12 protein-coding genes and 3 tRNA genes are annotated in these 15922 nt (G+C 31.7%); 2 read left to right on the top strand and 13 right to left on the bottom strand.

Annotated features, from left to right (window positions below):
- A partial coding sequence (locus ACIQ6T_RS09165; RefSeq protein ID WP_395785657.1) for a riboflavin kinase occupies positions 1 to 377 on the top strand: 377 nt, incomplete at its 5' end.
- Here the strand turns inward: ACIQ6T_RS09165 and pheA are convergent.
- Positions 351 to 1430, bottom strand: a complete 1080-nt coding sequence (gene pheA, locus ACIQ6T_RS09160) for a prephenate dehydratase (protein WP_395785655.1) — start codon at positions 1428 to 1430, stop codon at positions 351 to 353. The genes ACIQ6T_RS09165 and pheA overlap by 27 nt on opposite strands.
- Before the next feature lie 92 nt (positions 1431 to 1522).
- Between pheA and ACIQ6T_RS09155 the strand changes: the two genes are divergently transcribed.
- Positions 1523 to 2623, top strand: a complete 1101-nt coding sequence (locus tag ACIQ6T_RS09155; RefSeq protein ID WP_395785653.1) for a glycosyltransferase — start codon at positions 1523 to 1525, stop codon at positions 2621 to 2623.
- Here the strand turns inward: ACIQ6T_RS09155 and ACIQ6T_RS09150 are convergent.
- The 12 genes from ACIQ6T_RS09150 to ACIQ6T_RS09095 form a co-directional block, all read right to left on the bottom strand.
- Positions 2583 to 3770, bottom strand: coding sequence for an MraY family glycosyltransferase (locus ACIQ6T_RS09150; protein ID WP_395785651.1), 1188 nt, complete (start codon positions 3768 to 3770; stop codon positions 2583 to 2585). The two genes, ACIQ6T_RS09155 and ACIQ6T_RS09150, sit on opposite strands and share 41 nt — an antisense overlap.
- A complete protein-coding gene (locus ACIQ6T_RS09145; RefSeq protein WP_395785649.1) occupies positions 3767 to 4330 on the bottom strand; it encodes a WcaF family extracellular polysaccharide biosynthesis acetyltransferase in 564 nt (187 codons plus the stop codon). The genes ACIQ6T_RS09150 and ACIQ6T_RS09145 overlap by 4 nt, the downstream gene beginning before the upstream one ends.
- Complete coding sequence (locus ACIQ6T_RS09140) at positions 4323 to 5210, bottom strand: glycosyltransferase family 2 protein (protein WP_395785647.1); 888 nt, start codon at positions 5208 to 5210, stop codon at positions 4323 to 4325. The genes ACIQ6T_RS09145 and ACIQ6T_RS09140 overlap by 8 nt, the downstream gene beginning before the upstream one ends.
- Positions 5211 to 5213: 3 nt before the next feature.
- Positions 5214 to 6365, bottom strand: a complete 1152-nt coding sequence (locus ACIQ6T_RS09135; protein WP_395785645.1) for a glycosyltransferase — start codon at positions 6363 to 6365, stop codon at positions 5214 to 5216.
- Positions 6366 to 7508, bottom strand: a complete 1143-nt coding sequence (locus tag ACIQ6T_RS09130) for a glycosyltransferase family 4 protein (protein ID WP_395785643.1) — start codon at positions 7506 to 7508, stop codon at positions 6366 to 6368.
- Positions 7505 to 8704, bottom strand: coding sequence for a hypothetical protein (locus ACIQ6T_RS09125; protein WP_395785641.1), 1200 nt, complete (start codon positions 8702 to 8704; stop codon positions 7505 to 7507). Before ACIQ6T_RS09125 ends, ACIQ6T_RS09130 begins: the two co-directional genes overlap by 4 nt.
- Positions 8705 to 8836: 132 nt before the next feature.
- Positions 8837 to 8910: transfer RNA gene (locus tag ACIQ6T_RS09120), tRNA-Arg, on the bottom strand.
- A gap of 63 nt (positions 8911 to 8973) precedes the next feature.
- Positions 8974 to 9047, bottom strand: a tRNA-Pro gene (locus ACIQ6T_RS09115).
- A gap of 11 nt (positions 9048 to 9058) precedes the next feature.
- Positions 9059 to 9145: transfer RNA gene (locus ACIQ6T_RS09110), tRNA-Ser, on the bottom strand.
- 62 nt (positions 9146 to 9207) lie between these two features.
- Positions 9208 to 10707 carry a glutamate synthase subunit beta gene (locus ACIQ6T_RS09105; protein WP_395785639.1) on the bottom strand — a complete coding sequence of 500 codons (1500 nt, stop codon included), beginning with the start codon at positions 10705 to 10707 and terminating at the stop codon, positions 9208 to 9210.
- 6 nt (positions 10708 to 10713) lie between these two features.
- Positions 10714 to 15282, bottom strand: coding sequence for a glutamate synthase large subunit (gltB, locus tag ACIQ6T_RS09100; RefSeq protein ID WP_395785637.1), 4569 nt, complete (start codon positions 15280 to 15282; stop codon positions 10714 to 10716).
- Positions 15283 to 15487: 205 nt separating this feature from the next.
- Positions 15488 to 15922 carry an STAS domain-containing protein gene (locus ACIQ6T_RS09095; protein WP_395785635.1) on the bottom strand — a complete coding sequence of 145 codons (435 nt, stop codon included), beginning with the start codon at positions 15920 to 15922 and terminating at the stop codon, positions 15488 to 15490.

Below are 15922 nucleotides of genomic sequence, written 5' to 3'. Positions count from 1 at the left end.
TACACGGGAATAAATTAGGAAGAACAATTGGATTTCCTACAGCTAATTTTGATTTGAGAAAAAATACAAAGGTTTTACCTTGCCCAGGTGTATATCTGACATATAATATTTTAGAGACTCCTGATGGAATCAAAAATATAATTGGATTAACTAATGTAGGCTATAAGCCAACTGTTACGAGTAGTACAATTTTATCAATAGAAACACATTTATTTGATTTTGATGAAGACATATATGGCTACAAAATAGAGTCGCAATTTATTTACCGAATTAGACCAGAAAAAAAATTTAATTCAATAGATGAGTTAAAGAAGCAAATAATGCTGGATAAAAAATTTGCTTTGGATAAATTAACAAAGATTCATGTAGCTACCTAAGAATGTTATTTCGTCTGTTTTTTTATCAATTAACTTTTGAATGTTTGTATCTAACTTATTTCCTTCAACATCAATAAAAAACCAAAATTTAAATTCATTTGTGTCTTTTTGTGGTCTAGATTCTATCTTCAATAGATTTATATTAGCCTCTTCAAATTCCTGCAATAATTTCAATAATGTGCCTGGTTTATTATCATTTTTTAATTTTATAGCTAGGCTCGTTTTATCTCTGTTTGTTTTTTTTAAATTTTCTAATTTAGAAAGGATAATGAAACGTGTTTGATTAGTATCATTATCTTGAATATTATCAAATAATATTGGTAAGCCATATAACTTTGCGGCAATATGAGAACATAGTGCAGCTGAAGACTTAGTCTCCGTTCCAAGTTTTGCTGCTTTTGACGTTGAATCTACATGTACAAAAAAATCATCCTGTTTATTGCCGAAGTAATCTTGAAGAAATCCCTGACATTGGTTAAATGCTATATCTTTAGAAAAGATTTTGTTTATCGATTGAATAGATTCCTCTTTGGTAGCCAAACAAAAATTAACTGGAATAATAATTTCAGAAATAATAAATAATTTTCTTTCACTTAATAGGTCCAGACTTTCTTTTACCATTCCTTCCTGATTATTTTCAATAGGTACAATGCCATATTTTGCTCTCCCTGTTTCTACAGAATCAAAAATAGATTTTATACTTGGCAGTGGAATATAATCTGCTACCGCACCGAATCTTGATTCTGCTGCCTGATGAGTAAAACTTCCCTCAGGTCCTAAAAAAGAAATTAATTCAGGTAATTCAAGATTTCGTGAAACACCAAAAATTTCAAGAAATATTGCTTCAATAGCTCCATTACTTAATTTTCCTCGATTATTTTTAATCAATCTATCAATTATTTCTTTTTCTCGATCAGGATGATAAATTAAACTTTTAGATTCGCGCTTAATTACACCTATTTGATCAACGATTTCCATTCGTTCACATAAAAGCTGCATAATATTGTCATCAATATTATCAATCCCCTTTCTTAACTCATTAATTGTAATCATCTAATTACGTTTAGTATATCAGTATAAATTTAGTAATTTTGATTGAATAGCGTATTTTATTTGAAATTATTCCCAATACTTACAGCTTTAAAATGTCAAAAATTAGAATCTTATTTTTTACAAATAATTTAAAGAGAACTGGTTCAGAGGTAGTTTTATTTAATCTGATATCTAAATTAGATTCAGCATTATTTCAAATTGGTATTATTGTTTTAAACGAAGAAGGTGAATTAATTAATGAATTACCTTCTCATATAACTTACCACCATTTAAAAACTAAATATACTCTACTTAATAAAGTACAACATTATTTTGGTGAGGATTTACTATTTTCACAACTGAAAATAATACAAAAGGAAAATAGATATTCTGTATGGTATATAAATAGCTTATCCCCTGCTTACATTCTTAAATATGCACGTAATTTTAATTTAAAAACTATTTGTCATATTCATGAACTAGCATCTAATTATTCATATATAACTAGTGAGGTTTTTGAACTTATTCTGAATTCAAATTTAATCATTGCTTGTTCTCAATTAGTACATGAAGAAATTAGTAGAGTACATAATGGACATTTAGAAATAGTAAATTCGACAATCGATATAGATTTTATTGATAAATTTAATTTTAGTAGTAATCTAACAACAAATAATGATGAGATTATTATATTATGTGCAGGATCTGTTTCCTATAGAAAAGGTACAGATATATTTATCCAAGTAGCAAATAAACTTATTGATAAAAAAATTAAATTTATATGGGTAGGTCAATTATCAAATACAGGTTACTCATCGTGGATTGAAAAAACTCACAAAAGTATAACTAATTCAAATGTAGAGTTTATTATCCCCAAAAATCAAAAAGAATATTATACATTAATTAAAAGATCTAGTGTTTATTTTTCTACTTCACGAGAAGAATCTCTCGGTCTAACAATGCTAGAGGCTATTTACTTAGGCAAACCTGTTATTGCTTTAAACTCAGGGGGAGCTTCACTGTTAATTGATAATACAAATGGCTTGTTAATAAACTCATCTAATATAAACTCAATTTCACTTAAATTAGATGATTTTATTCAAAATAAATTGGAATCGTTCAATTCTAGTTTAAATCATAGTGTTTTTGATAAATATAATCATTTAAGAGAATTTAATAATTGGCAGAATCTTCTGAAGAAAGTTGCTCTTTAATTTTTTTCTCATCCATTAATTGTAATCTTTTAATTTTATCAATTTTAGTAAATTTTACTCTATCAACATTTCTTATTCTTTTAGCAAGAAAGAAGGCGACTGCACAATATGTACTGAATAACAATATGGTAGTTACAATGAATTCATAATTTGTAAATTTTGGGCGAAATAAAAAATATACAAATAAAAGTAGACAATTACCTCCAACTAATATTATGGTAGCTGCCATGTGCGATATTCCCTGGTCAATTAAAATATGATGCAAGTGATTTCTATCACCTTCAAATGGAGATTTAAAAGCTAATAGGCGTATTATAAACATTCTCAATGTATCAAATAATGGCAAAACAAGAATTAACATGGCCAAAATAGGTGCATCATTACCCAATTGTGGATTATATAAATAGTCACTGTTTAAAATAATATATTTTACAGCAAAAAATGATAGAAGAAAACCAACAATTAATGAGCCAGTATCTCCCATAAATATTTTATTTTTTGTAGACCAATTATATCTTAAGAAGCCAATTAATGACCCCGCTAAAGAAAAAGCTAATGTTGCATGTGCAAAAAGACCTAAATTGAAAAATAAATATCCAAAACAAATGGAGGCCATTACTCCCACAGTTCCTGCTAAACCATCTATTCCGTCTAATAAATTAATTGCGTTTATTAATGAAATGAATATGAATGTTGTAAATATTATACTTAAAAAATAAGGTATATTACTTATTCCTAATAAACCATAAAGAGAATTAATTCTCAAATCTCCTAGTGTAATCAATAGAATAGAAGCAGCGATCTGAATTAATAGTTTTTTCTTTGGAGATAGAATTAATATGTCATCTTTAATTCCAAGAAAAAATAGAATAATTAAATCAGCCACGGCTAAATGTATTTCATGTCCTTCATATGGATTGTCCCAAATAAAATAACTAATTAATGTGGCAGCAAATATGGCTACTCCTCCAAGTGTTGGCGTTAATTTTTCATGAGAACTTCTAAGCTCAATTTCAGCCATTAAATCTTTTAACTTTGAAATATTAATAATGACGGGTATTGAAGCAATTGAAATTATTAATGATATAATTAGTGATGAAATTATTTGAAATTCTTTATTCTCAAATAACAATATGTATTCTTTCATATGGCTTTATCTATAACAACCCTGCATTTAATTTTAATAGCAGGATGTCCTTGATTAATAGTATAAGGTTCTAAGTTACGACTAGCTACTGAATGTGTATTTAATACTGCATGGGTTTCAATGAGTACCCCCCCGACTACAATGCACTTAGCTCCAATCCAAACACCGTCTTCAATAATTATACTCTTCGAATTTAAAGGGAAATCAATTTGAGTATAATCATGATTACCTGTTAACAATAGAGCTCCTTGAGATATGCATACATTATTACCAATGTTTACTGATGAAATATTATCAATCCAACATGATTCGCCTAACCAAACATGATCACCAATTGATAATAGCCAAGGAAATTTGATTTTAACCCAAGGTTTAATTATTGCTACCTTTCCAATTTTCGCCCCAAAACACCTTAAAATAAATACTTTTAGATTATTTGGATAAGGTATATTAGTAAGGAAAATGATATTCGAACATATTAACCATAAAACATATTTAAGCTTTAAGGAAAAACTAATAAATAATACATGGTTGTAACGTGAAAAATCTACTTTATTCATCAATCTTATTTAAAAAATTAACAATCTCGCTATCATTAAAGTTAAAATTAAATTCTATTTCATGAACTTTGCAGTCAACTAAAAATCTATACCAGAAAACTTGTAATATATTCCACATTAGTCCAGGATACCCGTCAAGTATACCTAATCTGAATATATATGAATATAAAAATAACAAAATAGGGCGTAAAAATTTAGGCAACCTGTTATAAATACTTTTAAGATTAAATAAAATAATATCTCTATTAGAAGCCTTTTCAACATTTTTATAAGCAAAAAGATATTTTTCTTTTAAGATCTCAATTGCTTCTCTATTTGCATATAAATTATGCTTCTGAGTCCACCAAGTTAAATTATTTAAATTTTTATCAAAAAATACTCCATTTAATTTCAGTGTATTGGGGTGTTTTAGTACGACCTTTTCATCCATCCATTTTTCATTGGAATAACCCTCTCCTTTTCTCCAAATTCTTAAAAGCCACATTGGATTTAAACTTCCAAAACTTAATTCTTTTCCTAAAAAAATAACTTTTCGGTTAACATAAAAACCATTAACTTGACTATTTTCATGTACTAATAAAGTATTATTTAATTCATCTATAAGTGAATCAGTAATAATTTCATCCGCATCAATACGCATCATCCAAGTAGTATTAAAAGGATTTGTATCAATCGCGAAATTTAATTGTTTGGAATGATTTATAAATTTATTTTGCTTGAAATTTATATTATTCTCATTCAAAATTGTCACAGTCAAATCTGTTGAAAAAGAATCAACAACATAAATTTTATTTGTAATCTGCGAAATATTTTCAATTAAACGTTTCAAATGAATTTCTTCATTAAATGTTAATACTATTATTGACAGATTAGGAATCATATTTTAAGTTAAAATCTGATGAATATACTGATTAGCAACAGTTTCTATTTTAAATTTATCGTTAAATAATTTTATTCCATTTTTCTTAATAGACTCTCTTAATTCTAAATCAGAAGCAATTAGAGTCATTTTATCTACAATTGATTGTATATTAAGATCACATATGAGCCCAGCCTCATACTCTTTAATATCGTCTGAAAAACCAATTGTATTACTATAGATTCCTGGAATTCCATATCCAATTGCTTCCAATGCTGCTATGGAGAAACCTTCTGAATATGATGGAAGAATAAATACATTACATTTTTCTAATAAGTAAGCTTTTTCCGTATTTTTTACTGGATCAAGTAAATGAATTGAATTTGTATTACCATCACCTTCCATTCTGATTAATATTTTTTTTATGAATGCTTTGTACCCATCATCAGGACCCACTAATAAAAGCTTAGCCTTAAGATTATATTTGCTATGAAATTCAGTAAACGCCGGAATTAATAAGTCCAGACCTTTCTTCTTATTTAACCTCCCCAAATACAAAAACACCAAATCAGAATCAAATAAGATCTTATCAATTTTTGCTTTAAAAATCTTGTCAATGATTTTTACACTTTTTTCTATAGCCAGTCCATTTGGAATATATACTAATTTAGAAGATAAAAATGGAAAGTTTGATTTAACAAATTCTAATTCATTTTTACTAATAATGTGTATAAAATCGGCTTTACTAAGGCACCATTTTTGAATTATAATCCAAAATATTTTTTTTGAAATGATTGATTTACCCAATACATAATCATCCAAAAAACCATGAAGTGTTATAATTTTCTTTGCTTTATTAGGTATAATATATGGAAGTATAGAACCAAAATTCCATAATCCATGAGATATTATAAAATCAAATGCTAATCTATTTTTCAAAAAAGTGTAAAAAAGTTTCCATGAAAAATCAGGTAATAGTTTAGCAAAAAAAGATCTTTTGAAAATAAATAATCGTTGGTTACTAGATAAATAATAATTGTTTTGGCTAATTGAAGGAGTAGAATATATATGTTGTTCTATGTTGTGTTCATTTTGTATTTTAGAATGAGAATATATGACACTGGGGGGACCACCAGTTTCCCATGTATAATTACATAAATGCAAAATTCTTTTCATTTAGTTAACACATCTAAAGGCACCAACAAACTCTTTAATAAGTTTGGATTCATCATATATAGATGAAATTTTTTTATTTAAATCTATCAATGAATCATTTAATAATAATGAAGCAATGTAATCCTTAATTCGAAAATAAGTTACGTTAGGACTATCAGGGGTAAATTTAAACTCATCTATTACTAAACCATTAAATCCATTTATTATTAAATCATCTGCGCAGCCACAGGCACTTGAGCAAATTACAGGCAAACCATATTCTAAAGCTTCATTTGCCACCATCCCCCAAGTTTCATTTAATGAAGGTAATATAAAAGCAGTTGCCGACTCATAAATTGGGCCTAATTGATCCCATTTTTTCGCTCCCTCCAATACTAAAGGTAACTTTTCCTTAAAAACTATTTTTTTAAAAAATTCTAGTTGACTTCCGTCACCCACTATTTTAATTTGACAATTAAAATTATCGTTTTTAAATAGTCGACCTAAATTTATTAAACTTTCAATATTTTTTTCCTCAGAAAGCCTTCCCACAAACAATATATAGGGCACATTATTTGAATAGGTACTATTTGAATACAAATGGAATTTAGATCGGTCAAACGTATTCAAATACGAGTGTATTTGCCTCTTCTTTACTCCCAACCTATATAGATAATCATTTGATTTTAATCCATAAGACAAAAAGCCATCAGTTAAACTAATTAATACATTCTTATATGCATTATATATTAGTTGAATTAAACTAAATGAATGAAGTCTGTCTGAATGAATAGATTCATTTGTCATTAATGTTCTTATTCCTAATACTTTTGCTAACACGAGAACTACAATAGTCCCAATTTCCGCATAACCTGTTAAATTAATAACATCTGGTTTGAATTTAAATATAAATTTTATCCAAAGAAGAGTAGTTCTTAATGGATTAGAGTCCTCTAGACTAGTTTCATTAAGCAAAACATACGGGTAAGTGTAATTGAAATTGGAAAGATTAAAATCAATAATATTTAATCTACTTCTTTCGCAAATTGAAGATTGAAGTACTAATAATTCATCGGAGGATTTTTCGAAATCTTCATATATCCCTTGAAAAATAACTGATTTATATTGGGTCCAAAGTTGATTGTGTAGAATTAATAATTTCATAAAAGTTTCTTGTCAATATACTCGATTCCTAAAAAACGAATTAGAACAATGTAAGTAACCCAAAATGAAAAATCTACAGGCCGCCCGGCGACAAAAGTAGCCACCAATGTATGAATATAAAATAAACCAATAAATACTTGAAAAACATTGCGAGAACTAAGGGCCTTAATGCAAAAATAGAATATCAATGAATTAAATAAAACAAAAGTGAAAAAGCCAAGAAAACCGAAATTGATAAAGGATTCTAAAATAGGGATATCTATGTATCTCTTTTTATATCCATGACCTAAAATAAATCCCCAAGGATCGACCTTAAATAAATCTACAAAATAATTTATATTTGATACTCTTCCCATAGCTGACGCATCTAGTTCACTAGACTTTCCAAGACTAACACCAGTTAAAACTGCATTTGAAAATAAGGTTAGAAAAGAGTTATAATAATTAACAACCAATTTCCAAAATTTGTATTTTTCTTCTAAATAAATTATTGTAACAATTAAAAAACTATAATAAATAAAAACGTAAGTACGAATATTAATAAAAAAATCTCTTAACTTAAGAACATAAACAACCATTAATAATGATATTAAACCAAGTGATAAAATAGTTGCCCTCGTTTGAGTTAAAATGATAACTAATAAACTAATTAGCATGTTAAAATGAGATAATATTCTTATATAATATTTATCACCTAAGAATATATTTTTACTATTATAAATAATTAGCAAAACTGAAATAATGAATCCAGCCAAACCGTTTCTACTATATATATGCGGATTACCTGTAAACTCTCCTGAATTGCTCTTATATTGAACCGTAGCTCTAGAACCCAGAACAAACTCGGGATTCGTATATATTGAATATAATAAGGCTATACTTGTAATAAAAGTAGTAAATAAAAGTAGAGTAGGTAAATACTTCTGAACTTCGTTGTCAACTCGAAGTAAAAACAAAAAAAAGAAAAAAAGTATTAAAAAATTTATGCTATCTGTGGTAAAGGAACGACGTTCCATATTATAGATAAAAAAATATAATAATGCTTGACAAAAAAAAGCACCCCCTACTTGTAGTAAAATGATGTTTGGCTTAAAACCAAGTTTAATATTAATAGAAGTATACAAAAAAAGAATACCTAAACAATAAACTATACCAGTAAAAATAGACCCTCCTCCCAAACCTACATAAGCCTTCAAGAAATAAATAAATGGGGGTAAAATCCAGAGAAGTAGGATTCCAAATGAATTCTTCAGTAAAGTCAACTTTCTCCCTAACAAAATGGTAGATATTATAGCAATTAATGCAAATTAAATAAGCCAATTTACTAGTGATTCCGTTTGGATTCGAACCAAAGACCTACTGCTTAGAAGGCAGTTGCTCTATCCAACTGAGCTACGGAACCTGAAATAAAATAAAAAGCCAACTTATGTACAGTGTAAAACACTCGCTCATAAATTGACTTTTGTCGGGGTGGCAGGATTCGAACCTACGACCTCTTGGTCCCAAACCAAGCGCGATACCGGGCTACGCTACACCCCGAAAATTGACTGCGGAGAGAGAGGGATTCGAACCCTCGGTACCGTTACCAGTACGCATGTTTAGCAAACATGTCCTTTCGGCCTCTCAGGCATCTCTCCTAGCATTTAAGAGAGGACAAATGTAGTAAATATATTTAGTAAATGAAATTTATGCTGAAAAATTATTTGGCTATTAGGTCAAAACTAGAGATAGATTTACCTTCTAAATTAGTTTTTCCCATTAAAAACAAGTCCATATTTCTAGCGGCCTCACGACCTTCAGAGATCGCCCAAACCACTAAAGATTGACCACGTCTGGCATCACCTGCGATGAAAACTTTCTCATTATCAGATTGATATGTTGCACTTGCAACTAAATTGCCACGCTCATCTGACTTCACCCCTACAGCCATTAACTGCTCAAATAAGTCATTATGGTCCGTGTGTAAAAAACCTGCAGCAATTAGTGCTAAATCACAAGGAATCTTTCTGCTATTAATAATCTCTTGCTCCATTTTACCATCTTTCATTTGGTAAACTATATCACCTATGATCAGAGCTTCTAATTCACCTTTATCATTTTTAACATATTCTTGTAAGGCAATCGACCATAAACGCTCAACACCTTCATCATGCGAAGTAGATGTACGTAACATAGAAGGCCAATTAGGCCAAGGAGTTGTTGAAGCTCTATCTATTGGAGGTTTAGGCATTACTTCAATCTGCGTTATAGAGGCCGCTTTATGCCGATTAGAAGTACCTACACAATCAGAACCTGTATCTCCACCACCAATTATAACCACATGCTTTCCTCTAGCATAAATATTATTATTTCCATAGACTTCACCTTTATGGTTAACCTCTAGAGGTATTGTAGCGTTACGCTTATTCTGTTGAGATAAAAATTCCATAGCTGGATAAATACCTTTTGCATCGTCTCCTTTTGCAGAAATAAAACGAGGTACCGTACTTCCAGTAGCTATCAAAACCGCATCAAAGATATTAGTTAAATTAGTTAATTTTTCGGTTGTTCCGATATTAGCATTTGTTATAAAGGTAATACCCTCTTTCTTCATCAAATCCACCCGGCGTGAAACAACTAACTTATCTAATTTAAAATCAGGAATTCCATAGCGTAACAAACCTCCAATTTGGTCAGCGCGTTCATAAACGTTAACTAAGTGACCTGCCTTATTCAATTGAGCAGCAGCAGCTAAACCTGCTGGACCAGAACCAATAACAGCAATTTTTTTACCACTACGTATTTTAGGAACGATAGGAATTACCCAACCCTCTGAAAAAGCTTTCTCTATAATTGATTTCTCAATTAACTCAATCGCAACAGCCGGTTTATTAATACCAAGAACACAAGATGATTCACAAGGAGCCGGACAAATTCGTCCTGTAAATTCAGGGAAATTATTAGTAGTAGTTAGAATATCATAGGCATATTTCCAATTTTGCTCATAAACAGCATCATTAAATTCAGGTATAATATTTCCAAGTGGGCAACCATTATGACAAAATGGCGTACCGCAGTCCATACAACGACTAGCTTGGGCTTCCGTATCCGCCGTAGTATTTAATTGTTCTATTTCTTTGTAATCATTAACACGCTCAGAAACTGCTCTTTTAGGAGCTAATTTGCGGTCAATTTCCAAAAATCCGGTAGGCTTACCCATTCTATATTATTTTAAATCTACTTGAATATCTTGATACACTCTATCTTTGTCAGCTAATACATCAGAAATAGTTAATTTCCGAGAGCTTAAGGCATTCTTATAATCAACAGGCAATACCTTCTTAAATTGACTAGCTAATGCATAAAAATTATCATAGACTTGTTTACCTTTAACAGAAGCGGTTAAAGCAACGTGCTTTTCTAAAAACATCAGGATGATAGTTTTATCTTCCGGTGTTAATTCTGTGATTTCTACCATTTCGCGATTCACTTTGGCATCGAACTTATTCTGTTCATCCAGAATATACGCTACCCCACCTGACATACCTGCACCAAAATTTCGACCAGTATTACCTAAAATAATAACCAAGCCACCTGTCATATACTCGCAACCGTGATCTCCGATTCCCTCTACAACAACTTTAGCGCCTGAGTTTCTAACACAAAAACGCTCTCCAGCCATTCCAGCTAGATAAGCTTCTCCCGATGTTGCACCATAAAAGGACACATTACCTATAATAGAGTTCTCAGAGGCTTTAAATGGTGCTTCAGGAGATGGATAAGCTACTAATGTAGCTCCACATAATCCTTTACCTACGTAATCATTAGCATCCCCTTCTATTTCAAATTTAATACCCTTCACTGCAAATGCTCCAAAAGATTGACCTGCTGTACCTTTAAATTTAATATTTATGGTATCAGCTGGAAGACCTTTAGCGCCATAAATTTTAGTTATCTCATTAGATAAAATTGTGCCTACAGAACGATTTACATTGATAATATTAAGTTCCACGCTAACTTTTTGGGATTTATCCAAAGCTGGCTGAGCTATTTTTAACAACTCCCAATCAATTTGTTCTGACAAACCATGATCTTGTTCTTCCGATTTAAATACTGCAACCCCTTCTGATAAAACCGAGGGTGCTAAAATAGGACTTAAATCTAAATTCTTAAATTTCCAATGACTTGAAAGATCTTTCATCTCTAATAGATCAACACGGCCTACCATCTCTTCAAGCTTGCGAAAACCTAATTCAGCCATAATCTCCCGCAATTCTTGCGCTAAGAAATGGAATAAATTGACCACATGGTCTGCTTGGCCTGTATATAATGCTCTTAATTCTGGATTTGTTGTTGCAACTCCTACCGGACATGTATTTAAATGACATTTACGCATCATAATACATCCAGCCGTTACTAGAGCTGCCGTTGCCACACCGAATTCTTCCGCTCCTAATAAAGCAGCTACGGCTATATCTTTTCCTGTCTTTATTTGCCCATCTGCTTGAATCGTCACACGACCACGTAACTTATTTTTAACTAAGGTTTGGTGGGTTTCAGCTAAACCAAGTTCCCAAGGTAAACCTGCGTGGCGAATTGATGATAATGGAGACGCTCCAGTACCGCCATCATAACCAGCAATCAAAATATGATCCGCATGTGCTTTAGCAACACCTGCAGCGATAGTTCCTACGCCAGCTTCAGAGACCAATTTAACAGAAATTCTGGCTGCTCTGTTGGCGTTTTTTAAATCAAAAATTAACTGAGCTAAATCTTCAATAGAATAAATATCATGATGTGGAGGAGGAGATATTAAACCAACGCCTGGCGTACTATGACGCGTTTTTCCAATCCAATCATCCACTTTATGTCCAGGCAACTGGCCACCTTCTCCTGGCTTAGCACCTTGAGCCATTTTAATTTGAAGTTCCTTCGCATTCGTTAAATAATGTGCAGTAACACCGAACCGACCTGAGGCTACTTGCTTAATAGCTGAATTCATTGAATCCCCATTTGCCATTTTTTCAAAACGAATAGGATCTTCTCCGCCTTCACCTGTATTAGATTTACCTCCGATACGGTTCATAGCGATGGCTAATGTCGTATGAGCTTCAAAAGAAATAGAACCAAATGACATAGCTCCAGTTGCAAAACGAGCTAATAAACTTTCTATTGGTTCTACTTCATCAATAGAAATGGCAGTACTAGATTTAAACTTAAGTAAACCACGAAGCGTAATAGTTTTCTTGCTTTGGTCATCAATTAATTGAGCATACTTTTTATAAACAGCATAGTCATTTTGCTTCGTAGCTTGTTGTAATAAATGGATAGTAGCTGGATTAAATAAATGTTCTTCGCCTCTTTGTTTCCATTGGTAGATACCGCCTACTTCTAATTTTGGAGAATCTTGCTTTAATAATTGATATCCAGACGCGTGCTTTATCAGCGCTTCCTTGGCAATGATATCTAAACTAATACCACCAACTCGAGAAATTGAACCCGTGAAATAAGTATCAACCACATCCTTCCCTATACCTAAAATTTCAAAAATTTGAGCTCCTTGATAAGATTGCAAAGTGGAAATACCCATTTTAGAAAAAATCTTTAGAAGTTCACCATTAACTGCTTTGATATAATTATACTCCAATTTATCATAGCTTAAATCTTGATTAACAAAACCCTGATCTTTCATGGCTTTGATTGTTTCAAAAGCCATATATGGATTAATTGCACTCGCGCCATATCCAATCAAAGTAGCAAAGTGGTGGGTTTCCCACACATCCCCTGCTTCAATAATAATACCCACTTTGGCGCGTTTTTTCGTACGATTCAAGTGGTTATGTACTGAGGCTAAAGCTAATAAGGACGGAATGGGTGCATGAGAACTATCGATTCCTCTATCCGTTAATAAAATGATGGAATAACCATCATCCACTGCATCTTCCGCATATTGATTAATGCGATCTAAAGCTTTCTTCAAAACACCTTCTTCTTCTGACGCACGGAAAGTCATGTGAATGGTTTTTGTTTGGAAATTCTCATGATCAATCCAACGGATTTTCTCTACCTCTTTATTACGTAATACGGGTTGTTGAATTTCGATTTGACGACAATGAGTAGGACTTTCTTCTAATAAATTAGATAAACCACCAATATCAGAAAGTAGCGACATTACCATTCGCTCACGAATTGGATCTATTGGCGGATTCGTAACTTGTGCAAATAGCTGCTTGAAATAAGAAGATAGATGCTGAGCCTTCTCAGACAATACAGCTAATGGGGTATCGATACCCATAGAACCAAGAGCCTCTTTTCCCGTCTCTGCCATTTGAGCTAAAACAATACGAATATCTTCCGTAGTAAAGCCAAATATCTGTTGTCTAGAGACTAATTGAATAGGTTTTGGCTCCCTGAATTCACTTCCAGCCTCTGGTAAATCCTCTACTCTAATCTTATTATTTAACAACCATTCCCCATAAGGCTGTTGTTGACAAATCTTTTCTTTTAATTCTTCATCAGGAATAATACGCCCTTGTTCCATATCAACCACAAACATTTTTCCAGGTTGTAAACGGCCCTTAGAAACTATAGTGGCTGGATCTAAATCTAGTACACCTGCTTCTGAAGCCATTATCACGTGATCATCAGATGTTACCCAATAACGAGACGGACGAAGTCCATTCCGATCTAAAGTAGCACCTATCAGTTTACCATCTGTAAATGAGATACTAGCTGGGCCATCCCACGGTTCCATCATAGCAGCATGGTATTCATAGAAATCTTTTTTGTATTTTTCCATGCTTTCATTACCATCCCAAGCTTCAGGGATAAGCATCATCATAACATGTGGTAACGAACGACCCGTTAAATACAATAACTCAATGGCATTGTCTAATATGGCTGAATCGGATTGTCCAAGACTACACACAGGAAGAATCATGTCTAATTCTTCTTGTGTAAAATATTTACTGGAGAATAAAGCTGATTGAGCCTGCATCCAAGATGAATTACCTTTTACCGTATTAATCTCGCCATTGTGTGCAATGAAACGAAAAGGCTGAGCCAATTTCCACTCTGGAAACGTATTAGTCGAAAAGCGAGAATGAACAATGGCTAAAGCTGAAGTGAAATTCTCTTGAAATAGATCTAAGAAATAACCAGGAACTTGCATAGTCGTTAACATACCCTTGTAAATAATCGTACGGCATGATAAAGAGGCGAAGTAAAAGTTATTATCTAAGCCAGAAATTGTTTCATTTAATAACTTAGCTACGTATTGTCTGAAAACATACAGTTTTCGTTCAAAATCAATCTCAGTGGCACAATCAACCGGTCTTTCTATAAATAATTGCTGAATAGAAGGTTCCGTATTTCCTGAATCTGCTCCCGTGATTTCCGAATTATCTACAGGAACTACTCGATAACCCAATACACGTAATCCTAACTTCTTTGTTTTGCGTTCAATAACCTCTTTGCATTCCTTTATTAAAGTTTCATCATTCGGAAAGAAAACCATTCCTACACCATAATGGCCCAAAGACGGTAAAGTAAATCCAAGTAAACTAGTTTCTTCTAAAAAGAATTCATGAGGTAATTGCACAAGAACACCTGCTCCATCACCTGAATTAGGGTCACACCCACAAGCTCCACGGTGATCCATACGAATTAGCATCTTAATGGAGTCTTGAACAATACGGTGGGATTTAATACCTTTTAAACTAGCTACAAAGCCAATACCGCAAGCATCATGTTCAAATTCTTTTCTGTAAAGTCCATTTTCGGTAACGTTATTCATATAGAAATTAGATTTTTCAAATTTTATATTATAAAAAAAATATAATAAAAAAAACTTTTAATTTATTACGGGACAATATAAAATGTAAGTGTAAACCAAATTTAACACAAAATAGATTTGGCAAATATGTATTTTACAAAATATTCTTTCGAATAAAGTTAATTCGAAGAACTAAAATAAAATTTCTAAAAAAAGTACAATATATTTAATAATCTTCACCTAAATCAGATCCATCTAGGCCATATTCATCTGCATTTGCATCAGATTCATCTTCAAAATCATTTGCTAAATCATTGAGATATATAGCATCTACACCTTCTTTTACTGAATTCAAGATAGTTAAGTCCTCAATTTTTGCTTGATCAATGCGATCAATGACTTCATCGGATTTTAATATTAGTACAAATAAGCCCATCTCATTTATACAAATTTTGGTAGCTTTTCTAATTGCTGCAACTCCGAAACCATCAATACTAGTTAGTTTTAAGCCATTTAAAATAATATTCGTGTATTCATTTTTAAATAATATTCTAACTGCATATTCTAATTCCTCGGAGTTTGCTTGAATTAACTCTGTTGAAAGCCAATCAATAACTGCATAGCTTTCATTTTTTTCTAATTGATAAACTTGAGATGACAT

This window comes from Aquirufa sp. (assembly GCF_044377215.1).
Classification (GTDB): Bacteria; Bacteroidota; Bacteroidia; order Cytophagales; family Spirosomataceae; genus Aquirufa.
This window is presented reverse-complemented; position numbering and strand designations above follow the sequence as displayed.

What these genes read in the sequence shown, in the direction of transcription:
- ACIQ6T_RS09095 (WP_395785635.1), bottom strand. Translation starts at nt 15,922, where the DNA reads ATGTCATCTCAAGTTTATCAATTAGAAAAAAATGAAAGCTATGCAGTT.
- ACIQ6T_RS09135 (WP_395785645.1), bottom strand. Translation starts at nt 6,365, where the DNA reads ATGAAAAGAATTTTGCATTTATGTAATTATACATGGGAAACTGGTGGT.
- ACIQ6T_RS09105 (WP_395785639.1), bottom strand. Translation starts at nt 10,707, where the DNA reads ATGGGTAAGCCTACCGGATTTTTGGAAATTGACCGCAAATTAGCTCCT.
- ACIQ6T_RS09155 (WP_395785653.1), top strand. Translation starts at nt 1,523, where the DNA reads ATGTCAAAAATTAGAATCTTATTTTTTACAAATAATTTAAAGAGAACT.
- gltB (WP_395785637.1), bottom strand. Translation starts at nt 15,282, where the DNA reads ATGAATAACGTTACCGAAAATGGACTTTACAGAAAAGAATTTGAACAT.
- ACIQ6T_RS09130 (WP_395785643.1), bottom strand. Translation starts at nt 7,508, where the DNA reads ATGAAATTATTAATTCTACACAATCAACTTTGGACCCAATATAAATCA.
- ACIQ6T_RS09145 (WP_395785649.1), bottom strand. Translation starts at nt 4,330, where the DNA reads ATGAATAAAGTAGATTTTTCACGTTACAACCATGTATTATTTATTAGT.
- ACIQ6T_RS09140 (WP_395785647.1), bottom strand. Translation starts at nt 5,210, where the DNA reads ATGATTCCTAATCTGTCAATAATAGTATTAACATTTAATGAAGAAATT.
- pheA (WP_395785655.1), bottom strand. Translation starts at nt 1,430, where the DNA reads ATGATTACAATTAATGAGTTAAGAAAGGGGATTGATAATATTGATGAC.
- ACIQ6T_RS09150 (WP_395785651.1), bottom strand. Translation starts at nt 3,770, where the DNA reads ATGAAAGAATACATATTGTTATTTGAGAATAAAGAATTTCAAATAATT.